The organism is Lelliottia nimipressuralis (genome assembly GCF_004402045.1).
Classification (GTDB): Bacteria; Pseudomonadota; Gammaproteobacteria; order Enterobacterales; family Enterobacteriaceae; genus Enterobacter; species Enterobacter chinensis.
The window spans coordinates 250,914-273,317 of the sequence record NZ_SOMG01000015.1 but is presented as its reverse complement, the minus strand read 5'-3'; the positions used below and the strand labels follow the sequence as shown (position 1 = coordinate 273,317).

Genomic DNA, 22,404 nt, shown 5'->3' with positions numbered 1-22,404 from the left:
ACGGACTCGGGCGGATAAGCAAATAACGCGCAATGTGCACAGGAGCGGCGCGATGGTGATATACTTGCGCGCCTGGATGCAGCCACGGGTGTGGGCTGCTGTACTCTTTTCCATTACAAGCCTTAATACGCTTGCCTAAGAAACATTGCCGCCATGAAGTTTATCATTAAATTGTTCCCTGAAATCACCATCAAAAGCCAATCTGTGCGTTTGCGCTTTATTAAAATTCTCACCGGGAACATTCGTAACGTATTAAAGCACTACGACGAAACCCTCGCCGTGGTGCGCCACTGGGACCACGTTGAGGTTCGTGCGAAAGACGAAAACAAACGTCAGGATATTCGCGACGCCCTGACCCGTATTCCGGGTATCCACCATATTCTGGAAGTGGAAGACGTCCCGTTCAGCGATATGCACGACATCTTCGAGAAAGCGCTGGTCCAGTACCGCGACCAGATCGAAGGCAAAACCTTCTGCGTACGCGTGAAGCGTCGCGGTAAGCACGAATTCAGCTCCATTGAAGTGGAACGTTACGTTGGCGGCGGCTTGAACCAGCACGTCGAGTCTGCGCGCGTGCGTCTGACCAACCCGGATGTGACCGTCAATCTGGAGATCGAAAACGATCGCCTGTTACTGGTGAAAGGCCGCTATGAAGGCATCGGCGGCTTCCCGATCGGGACCCAGGAAGATGTTCTGTCCCTGATCTCCGGCGGCTTCGACTCCGGCGTCTCCAGCTATATGCTGATGCGTCGCGGCTGTCGCGTGCACTACTGCTTCTTCAACCTGGGCGGCGCGGCGCACGAAATCGGCGTTCGTCAGGTGGCGCATTATCTGTGGAACCGCTTCGGCAGCTCCCACCGCGTGCGTTTTGTGGCGATCAACTTCGAACCTGTGGTCGGCGAAATCCTCGAGAAAGTGGACGACGGCCAGATGGGCGTCATCCTGAAGCGCATGATGGTGCGTGCGGCCTCCAAAGTGGCTGAACGCTACGGCGTGCAGGCGCTGGTCACCGGCGAAGCGCTGGGCCAGGTCTCAAGCCAGACGCTGACCAACCTGCGTCTTATCGACAACGTGTCTGATACGCTGATCCTGCGTCCGCTTATCTCCCATGATAAAGAGCACATCATCGATCTGGCGCGTGAAATCGGCACCGAAGATTTTGCCCGCACCATGCCGGAATACTGCGGTGTGATCTCAAAAAGCCCAACGGTGAAAGCGGTGAAGGCGAAGATCGAAGCGGAAGAAGAGAACTTCGATTTCAGCATTCTGGAAAAAGTGGTGGCGGAAGCGTCCAACATTGATATCCGTGAGATTGCCCAGCAGACCGAGCAGGAAGTTGTTGAAGTTGAAACCGTAAGCGGTTTCGGTGCCAGCGATGTGATTGTGGATATTCGTTCGATTGATGAACAGGATGCCAGCCCGCTGAACGTCGAAGGCGTTGAGGTGGTTTCTCTGCCGTTCTACAAGCTGAGCACGAAATTTGGCGATCTCGACAAGAGTAAAACGTACCTGCTGTGGTGTGAGCGCGGGGTGATGAGCCGCCTGCAGGCGCTGTACCTGCGCGAGCAGGGCTTTGCGAATGTGAAAGTGTATCGCCCGTAATTCATTGCCCGGTGGCGCTTCGCTTACCGGGCCTACGGTACCGTGCACGTGTAGGCCGGGTAAGGCGTAGCCGCCACCCGGCTTTTTTTTATGCACTACTCTTCATAGTAGTTATAAATTCCCGCCGGCATTACCAGCGATGACGCAACCTCGTACGCTTTTTCGCGCCCGACCAGCAGGTCAATAATCTTTAAGCCAAAATCAATCGCAGTGCCGGGGCCCTGGCTGGTCAGCAGGTTGACGCGCGGATCCCAGACCACGCGTTTATCTACCCACTGGTCTTTCGGAATGGTCTCTTTCAGCCCAGGGAAGCCGGTCATGTTGCCGATGGGAAAGATGTCATGCGGAACCAGAACCGTGCCGGCAGCGGCACAGATGGCTGCGACGATCCGACCGGATAAATGGAACTGGCGCACGGTCTCAACCAGCAGAGTGCTGTCACGAAAATACTCCGCGCCCTTCAGACCACCCGGCAGGACGATGATGTCGTAATCTCCGTCCGCCACCTGCACAAGCGGGGCATCCGCGAGGAGCTTCACCCCGCGCGAGCAGGTGACGGCCAGATTACCGTCGCTGGCGACGCTGGCAGTTGTCACGTTAATGCCGCCGCGCACCATCAAATCAATGGTGGTTACCGCTTCAGTCTCTTCGCTACCAGGGGCGAGGCAGATCAGTGCCGACGCGCTCATATTCACTCTCCTTACGTTTAACCAGGTCATACAGACGGGCGTTTTCCGGTACGGCGATACCGTGCGCGCGGGCGCGTTTTAGCAGATAGCCGGTAATGTAGTCGATTTCTGTGTGGCGTAATGCCCGAACATCCTGCAACATCGAGGAGATGTTTTCTGCGGTACTCTCAATAACCTGCTCGACATAACAGCGTAAATCGTCTGCTGAGGTATGCAGGCCTTCCCGCTCAACGACCGCTGCGACTTCCGCACACAGCGTCGCAACATCCTGCGGATGATTTTTCAGCTCCCCGTTCGGGCAGTTCCACAGAGCCGTCAGCGGATTAATGACGCAGTTGACGGCCAGCTTGCGCCAGAGTTGAGGACGAATATGGTTATGCCAGGCCACGTCCGGCAACACCTTTTGCAGTACATCGGCAAGATAACTGTAGTCGCCATCCTGCGTTCTGGCGGGGCCGATGTGCGTCACCCCGCTGGCGACATGCACGATGATGTTTCCGTCCCGGCGGGCAGCGTGAGTGGTCGTCGCCATCAGCAGGGGCTGCGGGACGCTTTTCAGCTCATCAAGCGTCCCCATGCCGTTATGCAGCAGCAGTATGGGGGAAGTGGAGGGGAGCTGCGCGGCCAGTGTTTTTACCGCGTCTGAGACCTGCCACGCTTTGAGCGTCACCAGTAAAAGGTCGCTTTGCGCCAGGAAATCAGGATCGTTCGCGGTGAGGGATTCGTTAAAGATGCTTCCGTCTTCACCAATCAGGTTTACACTGCAATAGGGCTGGGGCACGCGCAGCCAGCCCTGAACCTCATGTCCGTGCTTGCACAGCGCGGTCAGCCAAAGCTGACCAAGCGCTCCGCATCCGAGCACTGTAATTTTCATTGTTCCTCCTCACCTGCAACTGCGCCAGGTGTTACAGCTTAATTATACAGCTAAGCTTCTGTTGAGTTATGCCTCGTAGCGGGTATTATGCAACGCAACAAAAGTGAAGGGAGAAGAAAAGATGCCATCTTTCGATATTGTTTCCGAAGTTGATATCCAGGAAGTTCGCAACGGCGTTGAGAACGCAACCCGCGAAGTTGAGTCACGTTTCGATTTTCGTGGCGTTGAGGCGTCGTTTGAGCTGAACGATGCAAATAAGACTATTAAGGTGCTGAGCGAGTCTGATTTCCAGGTGAATCAGCTGCTCGACATTCTGCGCGCCAAGCTGTTAAAACGCGGCATTGAAGGGACGTCTCTGGATGTGCCGGAAGAGTTCGTGCACAGCGGTAAAAACTGGTTTGTTGAAGCCAAGCTGAAGCAGGGTATTGAGAGCGCGGTGCAGAAGAAGATCGTCAAGCTCATCAAAGACAGCAAGCTGAAGGTACAGGCGCAGATCCAGGGTGAAGAGATTCGCGTCACCGGCAAGTCCCGTGATGACCTGCAGTCCGTGATGGCGCTGGTGCGCGGCGGCGATCTGGGACAACCGTTCCAGTTTAAAAACTTCCGCGATTAATAAAAAAGCCCGGTTTAACCGGGCTTTTTTTCAGGCTTTGAGCGCCTGTTCGACCTCGAAGCGGTTGGTCATTTTACTGTCTATTTTGACGTAAGCGCTGCGTTCTTCCGGAACAATAAGCACCTCTGTCACACCCTCTTTGGCTTCCAGACGCTGCTTCAGCGCATCGCTAATTTCCACATCATCCGGAATTTCTACCCGCAGGCTGCTCACGTAGCGCGGCTCTTTCATGGTGCTGGCGACCAGCAGCCAGACGGTCGCCAGTAGCGCACCTGCCAGAAACACGGTTTGCGAATCAAACAGCCCGTCCACCCATCCGCCAAGCGAGCCGCCAATCGCCACGCCGAGAAACTGGCTGGTGGAGTAAATGCCCATTGCTGTGCCTTTGTAACCGGCGGGGGACTCTTTGCTTATCAGCGACGGGAGCAGGGCTTCCATCAGGTTAAAGGCCAGGAAGAAGAGCTGCACGCCGGCGATCAGTTCCCAGAAGTGCGGGCCGGAACCCCAGAGCACAATCTCGGCAATCAGCAGGACCGCCACGCAGCCCACGAAGACGCGCTTCATTTTGCGCTTCACTTCGGCGTAGATGATAAACGGCACGACGGAGACAAACGAAATCAGCATCGTGACCAGATAGATTTTCCAGTGCTCTGCTGCCGGGAAGCCCGCAGCGGCAAGCTGACCGGGCAGGGCGACAAAGGTCGACATCAGCAGGATGTGCAGACACATAATGCCAAAATTGAGCTTCAGCAGGCGTGGTTCAACAAGCACTTTGCTGAAGCAGCCTTTTACCATCCCCGATTCACGGTTGAGGACGTGGTTTTTGCTGTCCGGCACTACCCACAGGGTTAAGGCAATACCGAGGGTCGCCAGCAGGGCAATCATCCAGAACAGGGCATGCAGGCCAAGCGCATGGGTAATAATGGGGCCCAGCACCATGGCAATCGCAAAGGTGACGCCAAAACTCACGCCGATGAAGGCCATCGCTTTGGTGCGGTTCTGCTCGCGGGTTAAGTCTGACAGCAGTGCCATCACCGCGGCAGCAATCGCGCCGGAGCCCTGCAGGGCACGGCCAAGAATGATGCCCCAGATGGAGTGGGAGAGGGCGGCAATGATGCTCCCGAGTACAAAGATCAGCAACCCACCGACAATCAGCGGCTTGCGACCCACCCGGTCAGAGAGCAGGCCAAAGGGGATCTGGAATACCGCCTGCGCCAGACCGTAAATGCCAATGGCCAGGCCAATCAGCGCCTCGCTGGCTCCCTGCAGTGCCATACCGTACGTGGTCAGAACAGGCAGGACCATAAACATGCCAAGCATCCGTAGCGAGAAGACAGTCCCTAAGCCCCAGGTCGCGCGTAGCTCGCCTGGCGTCATTTTATAATCGTTCATTACCACCTCAGTTCAAAAGCAGGCCATAGTGTAGTGCGGGGAAGGGGCGGGGTAAATAAAGGGTTATTTAACAAATATTACATGCGTTATTAATAGATTCAGTGAATAAAAAAGGGTGCCGAAGCACCCCTTTATTCACCTGTTGTGGCTTACCAGACGTAAGTCAGCAGGTTGTGTGAATCTGGCACCATGAAGTCAACGGACATCATCACGGACAGAGAGGTGATGGCGACAATCGAGAACACAAACAGTTTGCGCGCCCAGACTTTGTCATCTTCCACTTTGTAACCGCGCAGCGCCATACCGAGCCACCAGACGCTCACTGCAGCCGCTACCGCCAGATATTTATATCCAGCGTAACCACCCAGAGAGAGCATCAGCGTTGCGACAGCAAAGGCGATGATGTAGAGCGTGATGTGGTTCTTGGCAACGGAAATGCCCTTCACGACCGGCAGAACCGGGATATTCGCTGCCTGATAATCCTTAAAGCGGAAAATCGCGATGGCATAGGAGTGCGGCATCTGCCACAGGCTAAAGATAGCCAGCAGGATCAGCGCACCGCTGTCGAACTCGTTCGTGACCGCGCAGTAGCCAATCACCGGCGGCGCAGCGCCGGAGAGAGAACCAATCAGCGTGCCGTAGACGGAGTGACGTTTCATATACAGGCTGTAGACGCCCACATAGACCACGAACCCCATCACCCCCAGCCAGCAGGCCAGCGGGTTAGCACCAAACCACAGCAGCATAAAGCCAGCAATACCCAGCAAGGTGGCGTACACCAGCGAGACGGAAGGGGCGATCAGGCCTTTCACCAGCACCCGATTTTTGGTCCTTTCCATCTTCTTGTCGATATCCATGTCGATGTAGTTGTTAAATACACAACCGGACGCAACAACCAGTGACACACCGACCAGCGTGTAGATAAAGAGGGTGTAATCAATGCTGCCTTTAGAGGCCAGCAGGAACCCTCCGATCACGGAGATCAGGTTGCCAAAGATGATGCCTGGTTTCGTTACTTGCAGGTATTGCTTAAACATACTCGCCGCTCTTAGTGAACCATCATGTTGTAGTTGAGGTTCCACATAATCCAGATGGAACCGACTACCAGGATAGCGATGATAATCACGGTAAAGATGAAGGCCGTCATGTTCCAGCCTTCATCGGACTTGGTGTTCATGTGCAGGAAGCAAACCAGATGCACCAGAATCTGAATCACCGCGGTCACCAGGATTGCACCCAGAATAACCGGTTTAGACGCAGAACCGCTCATCACCATCCAGAACGGGATCACCGTCAGGATGATCGACAGGATGAAACCTGTCATGTAGGTTTTTACGCTACCGTGGGAAGCGCCATGATCGTGTGAATGACTCATTACATCGCCCCCATCAGATATACAACAGAGAACACACAGATCCACACCACGTCCAGGAAGTGCCAGAACAGGCTCAGGCACATGATACGGGTACGGTTAGTGCTGGTCAGACCGCGACGGGATACCTGGAACATCAGTACCGCCATCCAGATCAGACCAGAGGTTACGTGCAGACCGTGGGTACCTACCAGCGCGAAGAACGCGGACAGGAAGCCACTGCGATCCGGACCGAAGCCTTCCAGAATCAGGTGATGGAATTCATAGATTTCCATCCCGATAAATCCAGCACCAAACAACCAGGTCAACGCCAGCCAGGAAACCACCTGGCTCTTGTTGTTTTTGTACATGGCGATAGCCGCCATGCCGTAGGTGATGGAGCTGAATAACAGCAGTGCGGTTTCAACCAGAACGAACGGCAGTTCAAAGATGTCCTTGCCAGCCGGGCCGCCCGCCGTGCCGTTCACCAGAACGGCATAGGTCGCGAACAGACAGCAGAACAGAATGCAGTCGCTCATCAGGTAGATCCAGAAACCGAAGACTTTGGTCGGTCCTGTATCGTGGTGCGCATGTTCATGCGCGTGGGCAGTCGAGTGCGCCAGAGTATCAGTTGCCATTTTTCAGCCCCGCTTTAGAAATCTCGTCGAAATGCTGATTTTCCAGCTTTTCAACTTCACGGACTGGTACGTAGTAGTCCACGTCCTCGTCAAAGCTCTTCACAATCCAGCTGATTACGATGCCGGCGAAGCCAACAATCGCCATCCACCAGATGTGCCAGATCATTGCGAAACCAAATACCGTTGCGAAGGCGGCAATGACAATGCCCGCACCGCTGTTTTTCGGCATGTGGATCTCTTCGTAATGAGCAGGTTGCTTGTACGCTTCACCTTTTTCTTTCATTTCCCAGAATGCGTCGCGTTCATGAACCTGCGGCACGATGGCGAAGTTATAGAAAGGAGGTGGAGAAGAGGTTGCCCACTCCAGCGTACGGCCACCCCATGGGTCACCGGTCAGGTCACGGTTCTGGTCGCGGTCGCGAATAGACACGTAGAACTGAATCAGCTGAGACGCGATACCACAGGCAATCAGCACCGCACCGCCCGCTGCAACCATCAGCATTGGGTGGAACTGCGGATCGATCTGCTGGCTCAGACGACGGGTCATACCCATGAAGCCCAGCACGTACAGCGGCATAAACGCCACGAAGAAGCCGATGATCCAGAACCAGAACGCGCGTTTACCCCATTTTTCGTTCAGCGTGAAGCCGAACGCTTTTGGCCACCAGTAGGTTACGCCAGCGAAGCAGCCGAAGACCACGCCACCGATGATAACGTTATGGAAGTGCGCAATCAGGAACAGACTGTTGTGCAGAACGAAGTCAGCACCTGGTACCGCCAGCAGTACGCCGGTCATCCCACCCACAGAGAAGGTGACGATGAAGCCGATGGTCCACAGCATTGCTGAGTGGAACACGATACGGCCCTGGTACATGGTGAACAGCCAGTTGAAGATCTTAACCCCGGTAGGGATTGCGATAATCATGGTGGTAATACCGAAGAAGGCGTTTACGTTCGCGCCCGCACCCATGGTGAAGAAGTGGTGCAGCCAAACGATGAACGACAGAACGGTAATACACACGGTTGCCCACACCAGAGAGGTGTAACCAAACAGACGTTTACGCGAGAAGGTTGCCGCGATTTCGGAGAACACGCCGAAGACAGGCAGAACCAGAATGTACACTTCCGGGTGACCCCAGGCCCAAATCAGGTTGATGTACATCATCATGTTGCCACCCATATCATTCGTGAAGAAATGGGTGCCCAGGTAGCGGTCCAGGGTCAGCAGCGCGACGGTGACGGTCAGAATTGGGAAGGAGGCAATAATCAGGATGTTGGCGCACAGAGATGCCCAGGTAAATACCGGCATCTTGAACATGGTCATGCCAGGGGCACGCATCTTGATAATGGTCACGAAGAAGTTAATACCGGTCAGGGTAGTACCGACACCGGAGAGCTGAAGCGCCCAAATCCAGTAGTCGACGCCAACGCCCGGACTGTACTCAATTCCTGACAGCGGCGGGTAAGCCAGCCAGCCGGTCTGCGCGAATTCGCCCACGCCCAGTGACAGGTTAACCAGGATAACGCCGACAACCGTGAACCAGAAGCTCAGGTTGTTCAGGAACGGGAACGCCACGTCGCGCGCGCCGATTTGCAGCGGAACGACAACGTTCATCAGACCGATAACCAGCGGCATCGCCACGAAGAAGATCATGATAACGCCGTGGGCGGTAAAGATCTGATCGTAGTGGTGCGGCGGCAGGAAGCCGGCTTCACCCGCAGAAGCGAGAGCCTGCTGGCTACGCATCATGATCGCATCCGCAAAGCCACGAATTAACATGACGATACCGACGATGCAGTACATGATACCGAGTTTTTTGTGGTCAACCGAAGTCAGCCACTCGTTCCACAGGTAGCTCCACTTACCGAAGTAAGTGATCAGGGCCAGTAAGGCCGCGCCACCAATGATAATTGCAGCCACCGTAATCACGATAATCGGTTCGTGATACGGCACTGCATCCAGTGTCAATTTTCCGAACATTTTCTTCCTCGGCCCCTTAGTGAGCGGTTTCCGCGTGGCTCATGTCCATGCCTTCCATACCTTCATGCGCGCTGTGCTCGCCTTCAGGCTGGGTCATGTCCATGCTCTTACCGTGATCCATAAATTTGCCAATAACCTCTTTGAACAAATCAGGTTTCACGTTAGAGAAGTACTCCACCTTGTTGTATTCGCTAGGTGCAGCCACTTTATCGAACGCCGCCATGTCAGACATGGTGTTTGGAGACTGCTTCGCTTTTTCAACCCACTGGTCGAAAGCGGCACGGTCTGGCGTTGCAATAGCTTTGAACTTCATACCTGAGAAGCCCGGGCCGCTATAGCTGGCGGAGATACCATCATAGGTGCCTGCTTCATTCGCGATCAGATGCAGGTTAGTCTGCATACCGGCCATCGCGTAAATCTGGCTACCCAGACGTGGGATGAAGAAGGAGTTCATTACGGAGTTGGAGGTCACTTTGAACTGAACCGGAGTGTTCGCCGGGAAGGCGATTTCATTCACGGTAGCAATACCCTGTTCCGGATAGATGAAGAACCATTTCCAGTCCATGGAGACCACTTCGATGGTAATCGGTTTCTCATCGTGAACCAGCGGTTTGCTTGGCTCAAGTGCGTGAGTGGTTTTCCAGGTCAGTACGGCAAGGAACAGGATGATCAGAATAGGGACCGTCCAGACCACAGCTTCCACTTTATTGGAGTGTGACCAGTTCGGGCTATACTTCGCATCTTTATTGCTCGCACGATACTTCCAGGCGAAACCAACAGCCATCAAAATGGCTGGAATAACCACAATCATCATCAGGCCAAATGCCGTCAAAATCAGTGAACGTTGTTCCAGTCCAATCTGTCCTTTGGGGTCTAGTAGTGCAGAATCGCAGCCACTGAGTAATACAGTGCCAGCGAATAATGACAACCATCCCAAACTTTTATTGTATTTCCTGAGTCTCATTTAACGACCTCAATTCCACGGAGTCTGGTGGCGTTTAAAGTGTGCGGGCATTTTACGGGAAGGTTACATTACTGTAAACATCATTAGACCTGTGTCAGGAAGGTGTTACCGGGTTCTGCCGCACATGTCACAAGTGTTGCAAATTATGTCGCTTTTTAAGACAAAAGCCGCATGGCGCGGGCTTTATAACGAAAGGACCCCCAAGCATACCCTAAAAGGGGCAATTGGTATAACCATTGTTAAAAATAAACAAAAAATTAACAATTAATTATCAATAAAAAGACATCTAAAAAACGAAAAATCAAACTTACGAATGCTGAATCGTTTAATGGAAAATAGTGTTGTGGAATTGGCGCTAATAATTTCCAAATCCTATCCCGCACAAAACAACAAATATTTTTTTAGCGGTTGATGGCTATTTCACCGTTATAATTTCGTTTAGTGATTACAACGGGAAATAACCTTTCGCATTTTTCTTCAGGTCATCTGCGTTTTACGCAACGCCATGAAATCGAGCAGACCCCCTGTCAGGATCCCGGCGATTGCCATCAGGGCTCCGGCATCCAGCAGAAGGGCTTCGAAGGGGAGCGCCAGAGAAGTGCAGGCGTTAATAATGAGCACGACTAGCCAGAGCGCCAGCGCAAAGCAGCCCACCATTAACAGACGTAAGGCAAAACGGTAGGCGCGATGATATTCGGTACGCGGCATAAAGTGTTCTGTCCGCTGGGTATATTCCAGCGTCTGACGGCAGACCAGCAACAGTAAAATCCCCGGCACGGCAGCCACGACCGAGAAGAGATAAAACGTCGGCCAACCGTGAGCTTCAACAAACCAGCCGGCAATTGGGCCAACATAGACGCGGCCAACGGCGGAGAGCGCCGAGAGCAGAGCGAACTGCGTGGCGGAAAACGACTTGTTGCACAGGGTCATCAGCAGGGCGACAAATGCCGCTGTCCCCATACCGCCACAGAGATTTTCGAAGAACACCGCGGTGGCCATGCTGAACGTATGTTTATCGGTAATCGACAGCAGCCAGTAGCCTGCGTTAGAGGCGCCTTGCAGGATGCCGAAGATCAGCAGCGCGCGGAACAGCGTCAGGCGCTGCATCAATACGCCGCCGTAGAGCGCGCCAACGATGGTCGCAAACAGCCCCAGCGTTTTATTCACCACACCCACTTCACCGGCATCAAAACCGACGCCCCGGATCAGGAAGGTGGTAGTCAGGCTCATTGCAAAGGCATCGCCCAGTTTATAAAGGACGATAAGTAGCAGGATCAGCCAGGCGTTGTTGCGACCAAAGAAGTCGCGCAGCGGTTCGGCGACGGCCTGCTCCAGCGAGCGGGGGACCGGGATGACATCACTCGGTTCGGGCGCGAATAGCGTAGCGATAATGCAGGGGATAAGCAGGGCAGCCATCAGCCAGTACATGCCCTGCCAGCCGAGGTAGCGGTCGGCCAGCCACAGCGCCAGCCCGCCAGAGACCAGCATCCCGAGGCGATAGCCCAGCACGCTGATCGCCGCACCGGCACCGCGCTCTTCCGCAGGTAACACGTCCGTCTTCCAGGCGTCAAAGACGATATCCTGCGAAGCGGAACAGAAGGCAATCACCACCGCGAGCGCGGCCATCCAGCGTAACTGTGTGGTGGGCTCAAGAAAACCCATCGCCGCAATGGCCAGCAGTAGCAGGATCTGCGTCATCACTAACCAGCCACGACGACGCCCCAGGAAAGGCGGAGTGTAGCGATCCATGACCGGCGACCACAGGAACTTAAAGACATAGGCCTGACCCACAAGCGAGAAGAAACCAATGGTTTTAAGATCGATGTTCTCGACCGTCATCCACGCCTGAAGCGTGCCTGAAGTGAGTGCGAGGGGTAAACCCGAGGCAAAGCCGAGGATCAGCAGAATGGCTGATTTCGGTTGCTGGAAAATGCGTAAGTAATGGCTGGACATGTTCTTATAAAACTGACCCGGCGATATACCGGGTCAGTTAGCTGGATTAACGCGCGTTTTGCTTGATGAAGTCGTGAATGCTGGTGTCCTGCGCCATATCGGCGATGGTATCGGTCAGCACGCTGTTCACGGCGTTAGCAATGTTCTGGTTTGAGGCCTGGAAAGCCCCCTCAACGGAGTAGCTAGCGCGGTAGTTTTTGTTCATCTTGTTGCCATTCTTCGCGGTGGCAATAATGGCAATATCGGCTTTGGTCGCGATGTTGTAGCGCACGTTCCCCTGGGAAACGTCAGCGTACAGGTTGTTCACGATGATCTGCAGATCAACCGCGCCGCTTGGGCCAATCATATAGCCGCGAGCCGTCATCTGTTTCTCCAGCACTTCCTGGAGCAGGAAGCGCAGGTCACGGGACGCGGTGAGCGTAACCTGCTGGTTATCGCGGGTCACTTTTGCCAGCGCCTGATCCTGACGCTGGTCGGCACCGTTAATGCTCACGGTGACGCCCATCAGGCTTGGGTCCTGCTGAGGCAGGGTAATTTTTGGTGAGACATCAATGGTGGTAGGCGGGGTAGCACAGCCTGCCAGCATAAAAAGGGCTACCAATGGAAAGAAGAGTTTTTTTAACATTTTAAGGTTCTCACGAATCGTAAGCATAGAGAGAAAAATTGCCGCCATCATAACATTGCCAACGGTCAGGGGAAGTGGTCAACGCATGTAAATTCATCGCCTTGTCTGAAAACTGACCAGCTCACCCTTTTTCTCCCCTTGCGAATGACAAAAGGTATGAGCCTCACAGTGAACTTCATTCCTTTGAATGAGAAAATCAGATGAAAGCTAAATATTTGTTGTCAAGGTGTAATGGAAACGGTAAAAGCGGCTAACATTTAAAGGGATGGGTGACATCCTGGCGTTGTCGGAGGAGTAATTTCATGATGATACGTGAGCATATAGAAGATAAATTAAGGGCAGCGTTCAACCCTGTGTTCCTCGAAGTCGTCGACGAAAGCTATCGTCATAACGTGCCGGCAGGTTCTGAAAGCCACTTTAAAGTGGTTCTGGTTAGCGATCGCTTCACGGGAGAACGTTTCCTGAACCGACACCGCTTGATCTACAGCACCTTGACGGAAGAGCTCTCCACAACCGTACATGCTCTGGCATTGCATACTTACACCATTAAGGAATGGGAAGGTTTGCAGGATACGGTTTTTGCATCGCCGCCTTGTCGCGGTGCAGGCACCATCGCCTGATAAATCGGATTTGCAACGGCTGGAGCTTTTCCAGTATGTTGCTAAGAGATTTCCTCAAAACGGCCTCCGGGCCGTTTTGTTTTGTCTGAGTTTTGAGCGGATGGAGCGATTTTAAGGCTAAAAATAGGCTTAAAGTGTGAAAAAAGCCGCAGCAACATGCCCCAACCGTTCTCGACTCACCTAAGTGATGCCGCTATAATGCCGCGTCTTATTGAATGTCTTCGGGATGATTCTGGCGACAGGGAATGTGAATCTGCACTAAGAGAGCATCCCGGTATAACAGACAGATTCAGAGTTGACCGAGCACTGTGATTTTTTTGAGGTAACAAGATGCAAGTTTCAGTTGAAACCACTCAAGGCCTTGGCCGCCGTGTAACGATTACTATCGCTGCTGACAGCATCGAAACTGCTGTGAAAAGCGAGCTGGTCAACGTAGCAAAAAAAGTACGTATTGACGGCTTCCGTAAGGGCAAAGTACCAATGAATGTTGTTGCTCAGCGTTATGGCGCTTCCGTGCGTCAGGATGTGCTGGGTGAACTGATGAGCCGCAACTTTATTGATGCGATCATCAAAGAAAAAATCAATCCGGCCGGTGCGCCGAACTACGTTCCAGGCGAATACAAACTGGGCGAAGACTTCACCTACTCCGTAGAGTTTGAAGTGTACCCGGAAGTTGAGCTGAAAGGTCTGGAGTCCATCGAAGTTGAGAAACCGGTTGTTTCTGTAACTGACGAAGACGTTGACGGCATGCTGGACACCCTGCGTAAGCAGCAGGCGAACTGGAAAGAGAAAGAAGGTGCTGTTGACGCGGAAGACCGTGTGACTATCGACTTCACCGGTTCTGTAGACGGCGAAGAGTTCGAAGGCGGCAAAGCGTCTGACTTCGTACTGGCAATGGGCCAGGGTCGTATGATCCCTGGCTTCGAAGACGGTATCAAAGGCCACAAAGCGGGCGAAGAGTTCACCATCGACGTGACCTTCCCTGAAGAGTACCACGCTGAAAACCTGAAAGGTAAAGCAGCCAAGTTCGTCATCAACCTGAAGAAAGTTGAAGAGCGCGAACTGCCAGAACTGACTGAAGAATTCATCAAGCGTTTCGGCGTGGAAGATGGTTCTGTCGCGGGCCTGCGTACCGAAGTGCGTAAGAACATGGAGCGCGAGCTGAACGGCGCTGTGCGTAACCGCGTTAAATCTCAGGCGATCGACGGTCTGGTTAAAGCGAACGAAATCGACGTTCCAGCTGCCCTGATCGACAGCGAAATCGACGTGCTGCGCCGTCAGGCTGCACAGCGTTTCGGTGGCAACCAGCAGCAAGCGATGGAACTGCCACGCGAGCTGTTCGAAGAGCAAGCTAAACGCCGCGTTGTTGTTGGCCTGCTGCTGGGCGAAGTGATTCGTACCCACGAGCTGAAAGCTGACGAAGAGCGTGTGAAAGGCCTGATCGAAGAGATGGCTTCTGCATACGAAGATCCATCAGAAGTGATCGAGTTCTACGGTAAGAACAAAGAGCTGATGGACAACATGCGCAATGTTGCCCTGGAAGAGCAGGCTGTCGAAGCGGTACTGGCGAAAGCTAAAGTGTCTGAAAAAGCGACCTCTTTCAACGAACTGATGAACCAGCAGGCGTAATTTCGCCCCAAAGGTTTAAAGTTTGAACAGAAAACCCGTTGCCTTGCGGCAGCGGGTTTTTTTTATCGCAGCATTAGCCCAGGAAGAGTGCTAAAACGCCCTTTCGGTGTTAGCGTAACAACAAAAGGTTGTTATGCTTGAAATAGGGCACTGTGAACCCCATAAGTACGTAATCACGATGAATGAGACTGGCTGATAATCCGTCCGTAAGGTTACAATCAGTACAGCAGGTGTTTTCAATTTTGATCCAGGAGACGGAAATGTCATACAGTGGCGAACGAGATAACTTTGCACCCCATATGGCTCTGGTGCCAATGGTTATTGAACAGACCTCACGTGGTGAGCGTTCTTTTGATATCTATTCCCGTCTGCTCAAGGAACGCGTTATCTTTCTGACCGGCCAGGTAGAAGACCACATGGCTAACCTGATCGTGGCGCAGATGCTGTTTCTGGAAGCGGAAAACCCGGAAAAAGACATTTACCTGTACATTAACTCCCCGGGTGGCGTGATTACAGCAGGTATGTCCATTTATGACACCATGCAATTCATCAAGCCTGATGTAAGCACTATCTGTATGGGTCAGGCTGCATCAATGGGTGCGTTCCTGTTAACGGCAGGGGCTAAAGGTAAGCGTTTCTGCTTGCCTAATTCCCGCGTGATGATTCACCAGCCGCTGGGCGGTTACCAGGGGCAGGCGACGGATATTGAAATCCACGCCCGCGAAATTCTGAAAGTAAAAGCGCGCATGAATGAACTTATGGCGCAGCATACGGGTCAACCACTCGAGCAGATCGAGCGCGATACCGAGCGCGATCGCTTCCTCTCTGCTCCAGAGGCAGTTGAGTACGGCTTAGTCGACTCCGTGTTGACCCATCGTAATTGATGCCCGCGACGCGAGTGTGCCGCTATACTAAGGTAGGGCGGCATTCTGCCTGAGAGCAGCTTGCGTCTTAGAATGGCATTTGCGTCGTCATGTGCGGCACAAAGAACTTAAAAAGAGGTTTGGACTCATGACAGATAAACGCAAAGATGGTTCGGGCAAACTGCTGTACTGCTCTTTTTGCGGCAAAAGCCAGCATGAAGTGCGTAAACTGATTGCCGGGCCGTCCGTGTATATCTGCGACGAATGTGTCGATTTATGTAACGACATCATTCGCGAAGAGATTAAAGAAGTCGCGCCACACCGCGAACGTAGCGCGCTGCCTACGCCGCATGAAATTCGTCATCACCTTGATGACTACGTCATCGGTCAGGAGCAGGCTAAGAAAGTGTTGGCGGTAGCGGTATACAACCACTACAAACGTCTGCGTAACGGCGATACCAGCAATGGCGTAGAACTGGGTAAAAGTAACATTTTGCTGATCGGCCCAACCGGTTCCGGTAAAACGCTGCTGGCTGAAACCCTGGCGCGCCTGCTGGATGTTCCGTTCACCATGGCGGACGCCACCACTCTGACCGAAGCCGGTTATGTGGGTGAGGATGTCGAAAACATCATTCAGAAACTGTTGCAGAAGTGCGATTACGACGTACAGAAAGCCCAGCGCGGGATTGTTTACATCGATGAGATCGACAAGATCTCCCGTAAGTCAGACAATCCGTCCATCACCCGCGACGTGTCGGGCGAAGGCGTACAGCAGGCACTGCTGAAGCTGATCGAAGGTACGGTTGCTGCCGTTCCGCCACAGGGTGGTCGTAAACATCCGCAGCAGGAGTTCCTGCAGGTTGATACCTCCAAGATCCTGTTCATCTGTGGTGGTGCGTTTGCCGGTCTCGATAAAGTCATCTCCCACCGTGTTGAAACCGGCTCCGGCATTGGTTTTGGCGCAACGGTGAAAGCGACGTCCGAAAAACCAAACGAAGGCGAACTGCTGTCGCAGGTTGAACCAGAAGATCTGATCAAATTCGGTCTGATCCCTGAATTCATCGGCCGTCTGCCGGTTGTGGCAACGCTGAATGAACTGAGTGAAGACGCGCTGATCCAGATCCTGAAAGAGCCGAAAAATGCGCTGACCAAGCAGTATCAGGCGCTGTTCAATCTGGAAGGCGTTGACCTGGAATTCCGTGACGAAGCGCTGGATGCCATTGCCAAAAAAGCAATGATTCGCAAAACCGGCGCGCGTGGCCTGCGTTCTATCGTTGAAGCGGCGCTGCTCGACACCATGTACGATCTGCCGTCGATGGAAGACGTTGAGAAAGTGGTGATTGACGAGTCCGTTATTAGCGGTCAAACCAAGCCGCTGCTGATTTACGGTAAACCGGAAGCACAGCAGGCATCTGGCGAATAATTCACCAAATCATACAAGCAGTTAATCAAAAAGGGGGGATTTTATCTCCCCTTTACTTTTTCCTTATTCATAGCGTTGAATGTGTGGGAAACATCCCCATATACTGGATACATGTTAATGGTTATGTGAAGCACAGTGACATGACCAGCTTACCTGGCGGACACTAACTAAGAGAGAGCTCTATGAATCCTGAGCGTTCTGAACGCATTGAAATCCCCGTATTGCCGTTGCGCGATGTGGTGGTTTATCCGCACATGGTCATACCCTTATTTGTAGGGCGGGAAAAATCTATCCGTTGCCTCGAAGCCGCTATGGATCATGATAAAAAAATCATGCTGGTGGCGCAGAAAGAAGCATCAACGGATGAGCCGGGTGTAAACGATCTTTTCACCGTCGGGACCGTGGCCTCTATTTTGCAGATGCTGAAGCTGCCTGACGGCACCGTGAAGGTGCTGGTAGAAGGCCTGCAGCGTGCGCGTATTACCACTCTGTCAGACGATGGCGAACACTTCTCTGCGAAGGCAGAGTACCTTGATTCGCCTGAGCTTGATGAGCGCGAGCAGGAAGTGCTTGTGCGCACCGCGATTAGCCAGTTTGAAGGCTATATCAAGCTGAACAAGAAAATCCCACCAGAAGTGCTGACGTCGCTGAACAGCATCGACGATCCTGCACGTCTGGCGGACACCATCGCTGCACATATGCCGCTGAAGCTGGCTGACAAACAGTCCGTGCTGGAAATGTCCGACGTTAACGAACGTCTGGAATACCTGATGGCGATGATGGAGTCTGAAATCGATCTGCTGCAGGTTGAGAAGCGTATTCGCAACCGCGTGAAAAAGCAGATGGAGAAATCTCAGCGTGAGTACTACCTGAATGAGCAGATGAAAGCCATTCAGAAAGAACTCGGCGAGATGGACGACGCGCCGGACGAAAACGAAGCGCTGAAGCGCAAGATTGACGCGGCGAAGATGCCGAAAGAGGCGAAAGAGAAAGCCGAAGCAGAACTGCAGAAGCTGAAAATGATGTCTCCGATGTCGGCTGAAGCGACCGTTGTCCGCGGCTATATTGAGTGGATGGTGCAGGTTCCGTGGAACGCCCGCAGCAAGGTCAAAAAAGACCTGCGTCAGGCGCAGGAAATCCTCGATACCGACCACTACGGCCTGGAACGCGTGAAAGACCGCATTCTTGAGTACCTCGCGGTACAAAGCCGTGTAAACAAAATTAAGGGCCCAATTCTGTGCCTGGTAGGACCGCCGGGGGTGGGTAAAACCTCTCTGGGTCAGTCCATCGCCAAAGCGACCGGACGTAAGTATATCCGTATGGCGCTGGGTGGCGTACGCGATGAAGCGGAAATCCGCGGTCACCGCCGTACCTACATCGGTTCTATGCCGGGTAAACTGATCCAGAAGATGGCGAAAGTGGGCGTTAAAAACCCGCTGTTCCTGCTTGATGAGATCGACAAAATGTCATCGGACATGCGTGGCGATCCGGCTTCTGCTCTGCTGGAAGTGCTTGATCCAGAACAGAACGTGGCGTTCAGCGATCACTACCTGGAAGTGGATTACGACCTGAGCGACGTCATGTTTGTGGCCACGTCGAACTCCATGAACATTCCGGCTCCGCTGCTGGACCGTATGGAAGTGATCCGCCTCTCCGGTTATACCGAAGATGAGAAGCTGAACATTGCTAAGCAGCACCTGCTGCCGAAACAGATTGAGCGTAACGCGCTGAAAGCCAACGAGCTGACCGTAGAGGACAGCGCAATTATTGGCATCATCCGCTATTACACCCGTGAAGCGGGCGTGCGTAGCCTTGAGCGTGAAATCTCTAAACTGTGTCGTAAAGCGGTAAAACAGCTGCTGCTGGATAAGAGCCTGAAACACATTGTGATTAACGGCGACAATCTGCATGCCTATCTCGGCGTTCAGCGTTTCGACTACGGTCGCGCGGACAACGAAAACCGCGTTGGTCAGGTGACCGGCCTGGCATGGACGGAAGTGGGCGGCGATCTGCTGACCATCGAAACCGCCTGTGTACCGGGTAAAGGCAAGCTGACCTACACCGGTTCTTTGGGTGAAGTGATGCAGGAATCCATTCAGGCGGCACTGACCGTGGTGCGCGCGCGTGCGGAAAAACTGGGTATCAACCCGGATTTCTACGAAAAACGCGACATCCACGTGCACGTACCTGAAGGGGCGACGCCAAAAGATGGCCCAAGCGCGGGTATTGCCATGTGTACCGCTCTGGTTTCTTGTTTGACCGGTAACCCGGTGCGCGCCGATGTGGCGATGACCGGCGAAATTACACTGCGTGGCCAGGTTCTGCCGATTGGTGGTTTAAAAGAAAAACTGCTGGCGGCACATCGCGGTGGGATCAAAACCGTATTGATCCCTTACGAAAACAAACGCGATCTGGAAGAGATTCCGGACAACGTGATCGCCGATCTGCAGATCCATCCTGTGAAGCGAATTGAGGAAGTTCTTACTCTCGCATTGCAGAATGAACCCTCCGGAATGCAGGTTGTAACCGCAAAATAGTGACCTCGCGCAAAGAGCGTCAATAAAAACAAGGCTGGTAAGTCATTTCGCACTTGCCAGCCTTTTTTTGTATAGCTAATTTAGATTGCTGATTAGGTCAGCCATCAACAACGGGTGTTGTAAGGTCATGGCAGGCCTGATATAACTGCTGCGCGGTCGCGTTGTGAAGGATTCAGGCGCGATATAAATTATAAAGAGAGGAAGAGAACAGTGAATAAATCTCAACTGATTGACAAAATTGCTGCTGGTGCTGATATTTCTAAAGCTGCAGCTGGACGTGCGTTAGATGCATTAATTGCTTCTGTTACTGAATCTCTGCAGGCTGGGGACGACGTTGCACTGGTAGGCTTCGGTACTTTTGCTGTTAAAGAGCGTGCTGCCCGTACTGGCCGCAACCCTCAGACCGGTAAAGAGATCACCATTGCTGCCGCTAAAGTGCCTGGTTTCCGTGCAGGTAAAGCGCTGAAAGACGCAGTAAACTGATTGCTTTCCCGTCTCAGGGAAGCCGTATAGTACAAGGGCGCATCTTCTGATGTGCCTTTTTTGTTTGTCCAGACCTGATTTGTGCGAGTTTATGCGAGTTGTGGGCTGACAATCGCCCCGTTTTCTTGTCACAATACGACCTTACGCGCGACGGGCAGGATTTTCCGTCAGCGTCAGGTAACCAGTCACCTACAGCGGAGTGTTGTTACACCATGATGGACAGCTTACGCACGGCTGCTAACAGTCTCGTGCTCAAGATTATTTTCGGTATCATTATCGTGTCGTTCATATTGACCGGCGTGAGCAGTTACCTTATTGGCGGTGGCGCGAACTATGCCGCAAAAGTGAATGGCCAGGAAATCAGCCGTGGCCAGTTCGAGAATGCTTTTGCCGGTGAACGTAACCGTATGCAGCAACAGCTGGGCGACCAATTCTCTGAACTGGCGGCTAACGAAGGGTACATGAAGACCCTGCGCCAACAGACACTGAACCGTCTTATCGACGAAGCGCTGCTGGATCAGTATGCCAAAAAGCTGGGCCTTGGCATCAGTGATGAGCAGGTGAAAAAAGCCATCTTCTCCACGCAAGCCTTCCAGTCTAACGGTAAATTCGACAACGCGCGTTACAACAGTATCGTCAATCAGATGGGCATGACTGCCGATCAATACGCTCAGGCGCTGCGTAACCAGCTGACAACCCAGCAGCTCATCAATGCCGTTGTGGGCACTGATTTCATGCTCAAAGGTGAAACGGATGAACTGGCCGCGCTGGTGGCACAGCAGCGCGTTGTACGTGAAGCGACGATTGACGTGAACACCCTGGCGGCGAAACAGCAGGTAAGCGACGCTGACGTTAATGCCTGGTACGAGCAGAACAAGAATTCCTTTGTTTCTCCGGAGCAGTTCCGTGTGAGCTACATCAAGCTGGATGCGGCTGCGTTGCAGGAAAGCGCGTCTGACGCGGAAATCCAGTCTTATTACGACCAGCATCAGGACCAGTTCACTCAGCCGCAGCGTAACCGCTACAGCGTGATTCAGACCAAAACCGAGGCTGATGCCAAAGCGGTTCTGGATGAACTGAACAAAGGCGCTGATTTCGCGACCGTCGCGAAAGCGAAATCCACCGATATTATCTCCGCGAAAAACGGCGGTGATATGGGCTGGCTGGAAGAGGCAACCACGCCGGATGAGCTGAAAAATGCCGGTCTGAAAGACAAAGGCCAGCTTTCAGGCGTCATTAAATCCTCCGTTGGTTTCCTGGTTGTCCGTCTGGACGACATCATTGCTGCGAAAACCAAGCCGCTGGCTGAGGTTCATGATGATATCGCGGCGAAAGTGAAGCAGGAAAAAGCGCTGGATGCCTACTACGCACTGCAGCAGAAAGTGAGCGATGCTGCCAGCAACGACAACGAGTCTCTGGCGGGTGCAGAGCAGGCGGCTGGGGTGAAAGCGGTTGAGACGGGCTGGTTTGGTCGTGACAACCTGCCGGAAGAGCTGAACTTCAAACCGGTTTCTGATGCCATCTTTAACGGCGGACTGGTCGGCGAGAACGGCACGCCAGGCAGCAACTCTGACATCATTACCGTTGACGGCGATCGTGCATTCGTTCTGCGCGTTAGCGAACATAAGCCAGAAGCGGTCAAACCGCTGGCGGAAGTGAAGGATCAGGTTGTCGCCCAGGTTAAGCACAACAAAGCGGAACAGCAGGCGAAACTGGATGCTGAGAAGATTCTGGTTGATCTGAAAGCGGGTAAAGAGGACGCGTTGAAAGCCGCTGGTCTGAGCTTCGGTGAGGCGAAAACGCTGAGCCGTACGGGTCAGGATCCTGTCAGTCAGGCAGCGTTTGGTCTGAACCTGCCAGCAAAAGATAAACCAAGCTTCGGTACCGCCACCGATATGCAGGGTAACGTCATTCTGCTGGCGCTGGATGAAGTGAAAGCCGGTACCCTGCCAGAAGCGCAAAAGAAAGCGATGGTTCAGGGCATTACCCAGAACAATGCCCAGATTGCTTTCGAAGCCATGATGAGCAACCTGCGTAAAGAAGCCAAAATTAAGCTGGGTGATGTGATAACTCAGCAGCAATAATTACGTATCTGCTCGCAGAATTTCGTAACGCTCTGCAAAAACTAAAGGCCGCTTTCGCGGCCTTTTCCATTTCTGCAATCTGC

General features: G+C 53.1%; 19 protein-coding genes. 9 read left to right on the top strand and 10 right to left on the bottom strand.

The genetic code is table 11. The annotated features are described in order from the left end of the window. The first annotated feature begins 153 nt into the window (after positions 1-153). Positions 154-1,602 carry a tRNA uracil 4-sulfurtransferase ThiI gene (thiI, locus tag E3U32_RS09895; protein ID WP_134348630.1) on the top strand — a complete coding sequence of 483 codons (1,449 nt, stop codon included), beginning with the start codon at positions 154-156 and terminating at the stop codon, positions 1,600-1,602. Between the two features lie 95 nt (positions 1,603-1,697). On the opposite strand, the gene yajL is transcribed toward thiI, so the two are convergent. Beyond that, positions 1,698-2,291, bottom strand: coding sequence for a protein deglycase YajL (gene yajL / locus E3U32_RS09890; protein ID WP_134348629.1), 594 nt, complete (start codon positions 2,289-2,291; stop codon positions 1,698-1,700). Beyond that, positions 2,254-3,165, bottom strand: a complete 912-nt coding sequence (gene panE / locus E3U32_RS09885; protein ID WP_134348628.1) for a 2-dehydropantoate 2-reductase — start codon at positions 3,163-3,165, stop codon at positions 2,254-2,256. The genes yajL and panE overlap by 38 nt, the downstream gene beginning before the upstream one ends. 121 nt (positions 3,166-3,286) lie before the next feature. On the opposite strand from panE, the gene E3U32_RS09880 reads away from it, so the two are divergent. Beyond that, on the top strand, positions 3,287-3,778 hold the full coding sequence (locus E3U32_RS09880) for a YajQ family cyclic di-GMP-binding protein (RefSeq protein ID WP_023334701.1): 492 nt from the start codon (positions 3,287-3,289) through the stop codon (positions 3,776-3,778). A 30-nt stretch (positions 3,779-3,808) separates the two neighbouring features. On the opposite strand, the gene E3U32_RS09875 is transcribed toward E3U32_RS09880, so the two are convergent. The 8 genes from E3U32_RS09875 to E3U32_RS09840 all read right to left on the bottom strand — a co-directional run bounded on the left by E3U32_RS09875 (position 3,809) and on the right by E3U32_RS09840 (position 12,682). Continuing rightward, positions 3,809-5,170, bottom strand: coding sequence for an MFS transporter (locus tag E3U32_RS09875; protein ID WP_134348627.1), 1,362 nt, complete (start codon positions 5,168-5,170; stop codon positions 3,809-3,811). 149 nt (positions 5,171-5,319) lie between these two features. After that, positions 5,320-6,207: a heme o synthase gene (cyoE, locus tag E3U32_RS09870; RefSeq protein WP_013095848.1), complete on the bottom strand. Its 888-nt coding sequence runs from the start codon at positions 6,205-6,207 to the stop codon at positions 5,320-5,322. A gap of 11 nt (positions 6,208-6,218) precedes the next feature. After that, positions 6,219-6,545 (bottom strand): cytochrome o ubiquinol oxidase subunit IV, encoded by a 327-nt coding sequence (locus E3U32_RS09865; protein WP_134348626.1) that lies wholly within the window; start codon positions 6,543-6,545, stop codon positions 6,219-6,221. Then, the gene (locus tag E3U32_RS09860) at positions 6,545-7,159 is read right to left on the bottom strand and encodes a cytochrome o ubiquinol oxidase subunit III (RefSeq protein WP_023334703.1); all 615 of its coding nucleotides are present in this window, start codon (positions 7,157-7,159) and stop codon (positions 6,545-6,547) included. Before E3U32_RS09860 ends, E3U32_RS09865 begins: the two co-directional genes overlap by 1 nt. Then, positions 7,149-9,140, bottom strand: a complete 1,992-nt coding sequence (gene cyoB / locus E3U32_RS09855; RefSeq protein WP_063144774.1) for a cytochrome o ubiquinol oxidase subunit I — start codon at positions 9,138-9,140, stop codon at positions 7,149-7,151. The genes E3U32_RS09860 and cyoB overlap by 11 nt, the downstream gene beginning before the upstream one ends. Positions 9,141-9,156: 16 nt before the next feature. Next, positions 9,157-10,104 carry a cytochrome o ubiquinol oxidase subunit II gene (gene cyoA, locus E3U32_RS09850; RefSeq protein WP_134348625.1) on the bottom strand — a complete coding sequence of 316 codons (948 nt, stop codon included), beginning with the start codon at positions 10,102-10,104 and terminating at the stop codon, positions 9,157-9,159. Between the two features lie 477 nt (positions 10,105-10,581). Next, positions 10,582-12,057, bottom strand: a complete 1,476-nt coding sequence (ampG, locus tag E3U32_RS09845) for a muropeptide MFS transporter AmpG (protein ID WP_134348624.1) — start codon at positions 12,055-12,057, stop codon at positions 10,582-10,584. Positions 12,058-12,103: 46 nt separating this feature from the next. Continuing rightward, positions 12,104-12,682 (bottom strand): lipoprotein, encoded by a 579-nt coding sequence (locus E3U32_RS09840; RefSeq protein WP_063144771.1) that lies wholly within the window; start codon positions 12,680-12,682, stop codon positions 12,104-12,106. 302 nt (positions 12,683-12,984) lie between these two features. On the opposite strand from E3U32_RS09840, the gene bolA reads away from it, so the two are divergent. The 7 genes from bolA to ppiD all read left to right on the top strand — a co-directional run bounded on the left by bolA (position 12,985) and on the right by ppiD (position 22,321). Further along, positions 12,985-13,302 carry a transcriptional regulator BolA gene (bolA, locus tag E3U32_RS09835; RefSeq protein ID WP_021241655.1) on the top strand — a complete coding sequence of 106 codons (318 nt, stop codon included), beginning with the start codon at positions 12,985-12,987 and terminating at the stop codon, positions 13,300-13,302. A gap of 330 nt (positions 13,303-13,632) precedes the next feature. Further along, a complete protein-coding gene (tig, locus tag E3U32_RS09830; RefSeq protein WP_134348623.1) occupies positions 13,633-14,931 on the top strand; it encodes a trigger factor in 1,299 nt (432 codons plus the stop codon). Positions 14,932-15,191: 260 nt separating this feature from the next. After that, positions 15,192-15,815: an ATP-dependent Clp endopeptidase proteolytic subunit ClpP gene (clpP, locus tag E3U32_RS09825; RefSeq protein WP_010428105.1), complete on the top strand. Its 624-nt coding sequence runs from the start codon at positions 15,192-15,194 to the stop codon at positions 15,813-15,815. A gap of 127 nt (positions 15,816-15,942) precedes the next feature. After that, the gene (gene clpX / locus E3U32_RS09820) at positions 15,943-17,217 is read left to right on the top strand and encodes an ATP-dependent protease ATP-binding subunit ClpX (protein WP_023334705.1); all 1,275 of its coding nucleotides are present in this window, start codon (positions 15,943-15,945) and stop codon (positions 17,215-17,217) included. 182 nt (positions 17,218-17,399) lie between these two features. Beyond that, the gene (lon, locus tag E3U32_RS09815; protein ID WP_014882775.1) at positions 17,400-19,754 is read left to right on the top strand and encodes an endopeptidase La; all 2,355 of its coding nucleotides are present in this window, start codon (positions 17,400-17,402) and stop codon (positions 19,752-19,754) included. A 210-nt stretch (positions 19,755-19,964) separates the two neighbouring features. After that, positions 19,965-20,237: a nucleoid-associated protein HU-beta gene (hupB, locus tag E3U32_RS09810; protein WP_002444653.1), complete on the top strand. Its 273-nt coding sequence runs from the start codon at positions 19,965-19,967 to the stop codon at positions 20,235-20,237. 212 nt (positions 20,238-20,449) lie between these two features. Further along, positions 20,450-22,321, top strand: a complete 1,872-nt coding sequence (gene ppiD, locus E3U32_RS09805; RefSeq protein ID WP_134348622.1) for a peptidylprolyl isomerase — start codon at positions 20,450-20,452, stop codon at positions 22,319-22,321. Positions 22,322-22,404 lie beyond the last annotated feature (83 nt).

Bases quoted from the DNA above. Each gene is read 5' to 3' on its own strand.
- thiI (WP_134348630.1), top strand. From the start codon at position 154: ATGAAGTTTATCATTAAATTGTTCCCTGAAATCACCATCAAAAGCCAA.
- yajL (WP_134348629.1), bottom strand. From the start codon at position 2,291: ATGAGCGCGTCGGCACTGATCTGCCTCGCCCCTGGTAGCGAAGAGACT.
- panE (WP_134348628.1), bottom strand. From the start codon at position 3,165: ATGAAAATTACAGTGCTCGGATGCGGAGCGCTTGGTCAGCTTTGGCTG.
- E3U32_RS09880 (WP_023334701.1), top strand. From the start codon at position 3,287: ATGCCATCTTTCGATATTGTTTCCGAAGTTGATATCCAGGAAGTTCGC.
- E3U32_RS09875 (WP_134348627.1), bottom strand. From the start codon at position 5,170: ATGAACGATTATAAAATGACGCCAGGCGAGCTACGCGCGACCTGGGGC.
- cyoE (WP_013095848.1), bottom strand. From the start codon at position 6,207: ATGTTTAAGCAATACCTGCAAGTAACGAAACCAGGCATCATCTTTGGC.
- E3U32_RS09865 (WP_134348626.1), bottom strand. From the start codon at position 6,545: ATGAGTCATTCACACGATCATGGCGCTTCCCACGGTAGCGTAAAAACC.
- E3U32_RS09860 (WP_023334703.1), bottom strand. From the start codon at position 7,159: ATGGCAACTGATACTCTGGCGCACTCGACTGCCCACGCGCATGAACAT.
- cyoB (WP_063144774.1), bottom strand. From the start codon at position 9,140: ATGTTCGGAAAATTGACACTGGATGCAGTGCCGTATCACGAACCGATT.
- cyoA (WP_134348625.1), bottom strand. From the start codon at position 10,104: ATGAGACTCAGGAAATACAATAAAAGTTTGGGATGGTTGTCATTATTC.
- ampG (WP_134348624.1), bottom strand. From the start codon at position 12,057: ATGTCCAGCCATTACTTACGCATTTTCCAGCAACCGAAATCAGCCATT.
- E3U32_RS09840 (WP_063144771.1), bottom strand. From the start codon at position 12,682: ATGTTAAAAAAACTCTTCTTTCCATTGGTAGCCCTTTTTATGCTGGCA.
- bolA (WP_021241655.1), top strand. From the start codon at position 12,985: ATGATGATACGTGAGCATATAGAAGATAAATTAAGGGCAGCGTTCAAC.
- tig (WP_134348623.1), top strand. From the start codon at position 13,633: ATGCAAGTTTCAGTTGAAACCACTCAAGGCCTTGGCCGCCGTGTAACG.
- clpP (WP_010428105.1), top strand. From the start codon at position 15,192: ATGTCATACAGTGGCGAACGAGATAACTTTGCACCCCATATGGCTCTG.
- clpX (WP_023334705.1), top strand. From the start codon at position 15,943: ATGACAGATAAACGCAAAGATGGTTCGGGCAAACTGCTGTACTGCTCT.
- lon (WP_014882775.1), top strand. From the start codon at position 17,400: ATGAATCCTGAGCGTTCTGAACGCATTGAAATCCCCGTATTGCCGTTG.
- ppiD (WP_134348622.1), top strand. From the start codon at position 20,450: ATGATGGACAGCTTACGCACGGCTGCTAACAGTCTCGTGCTCAAGATT.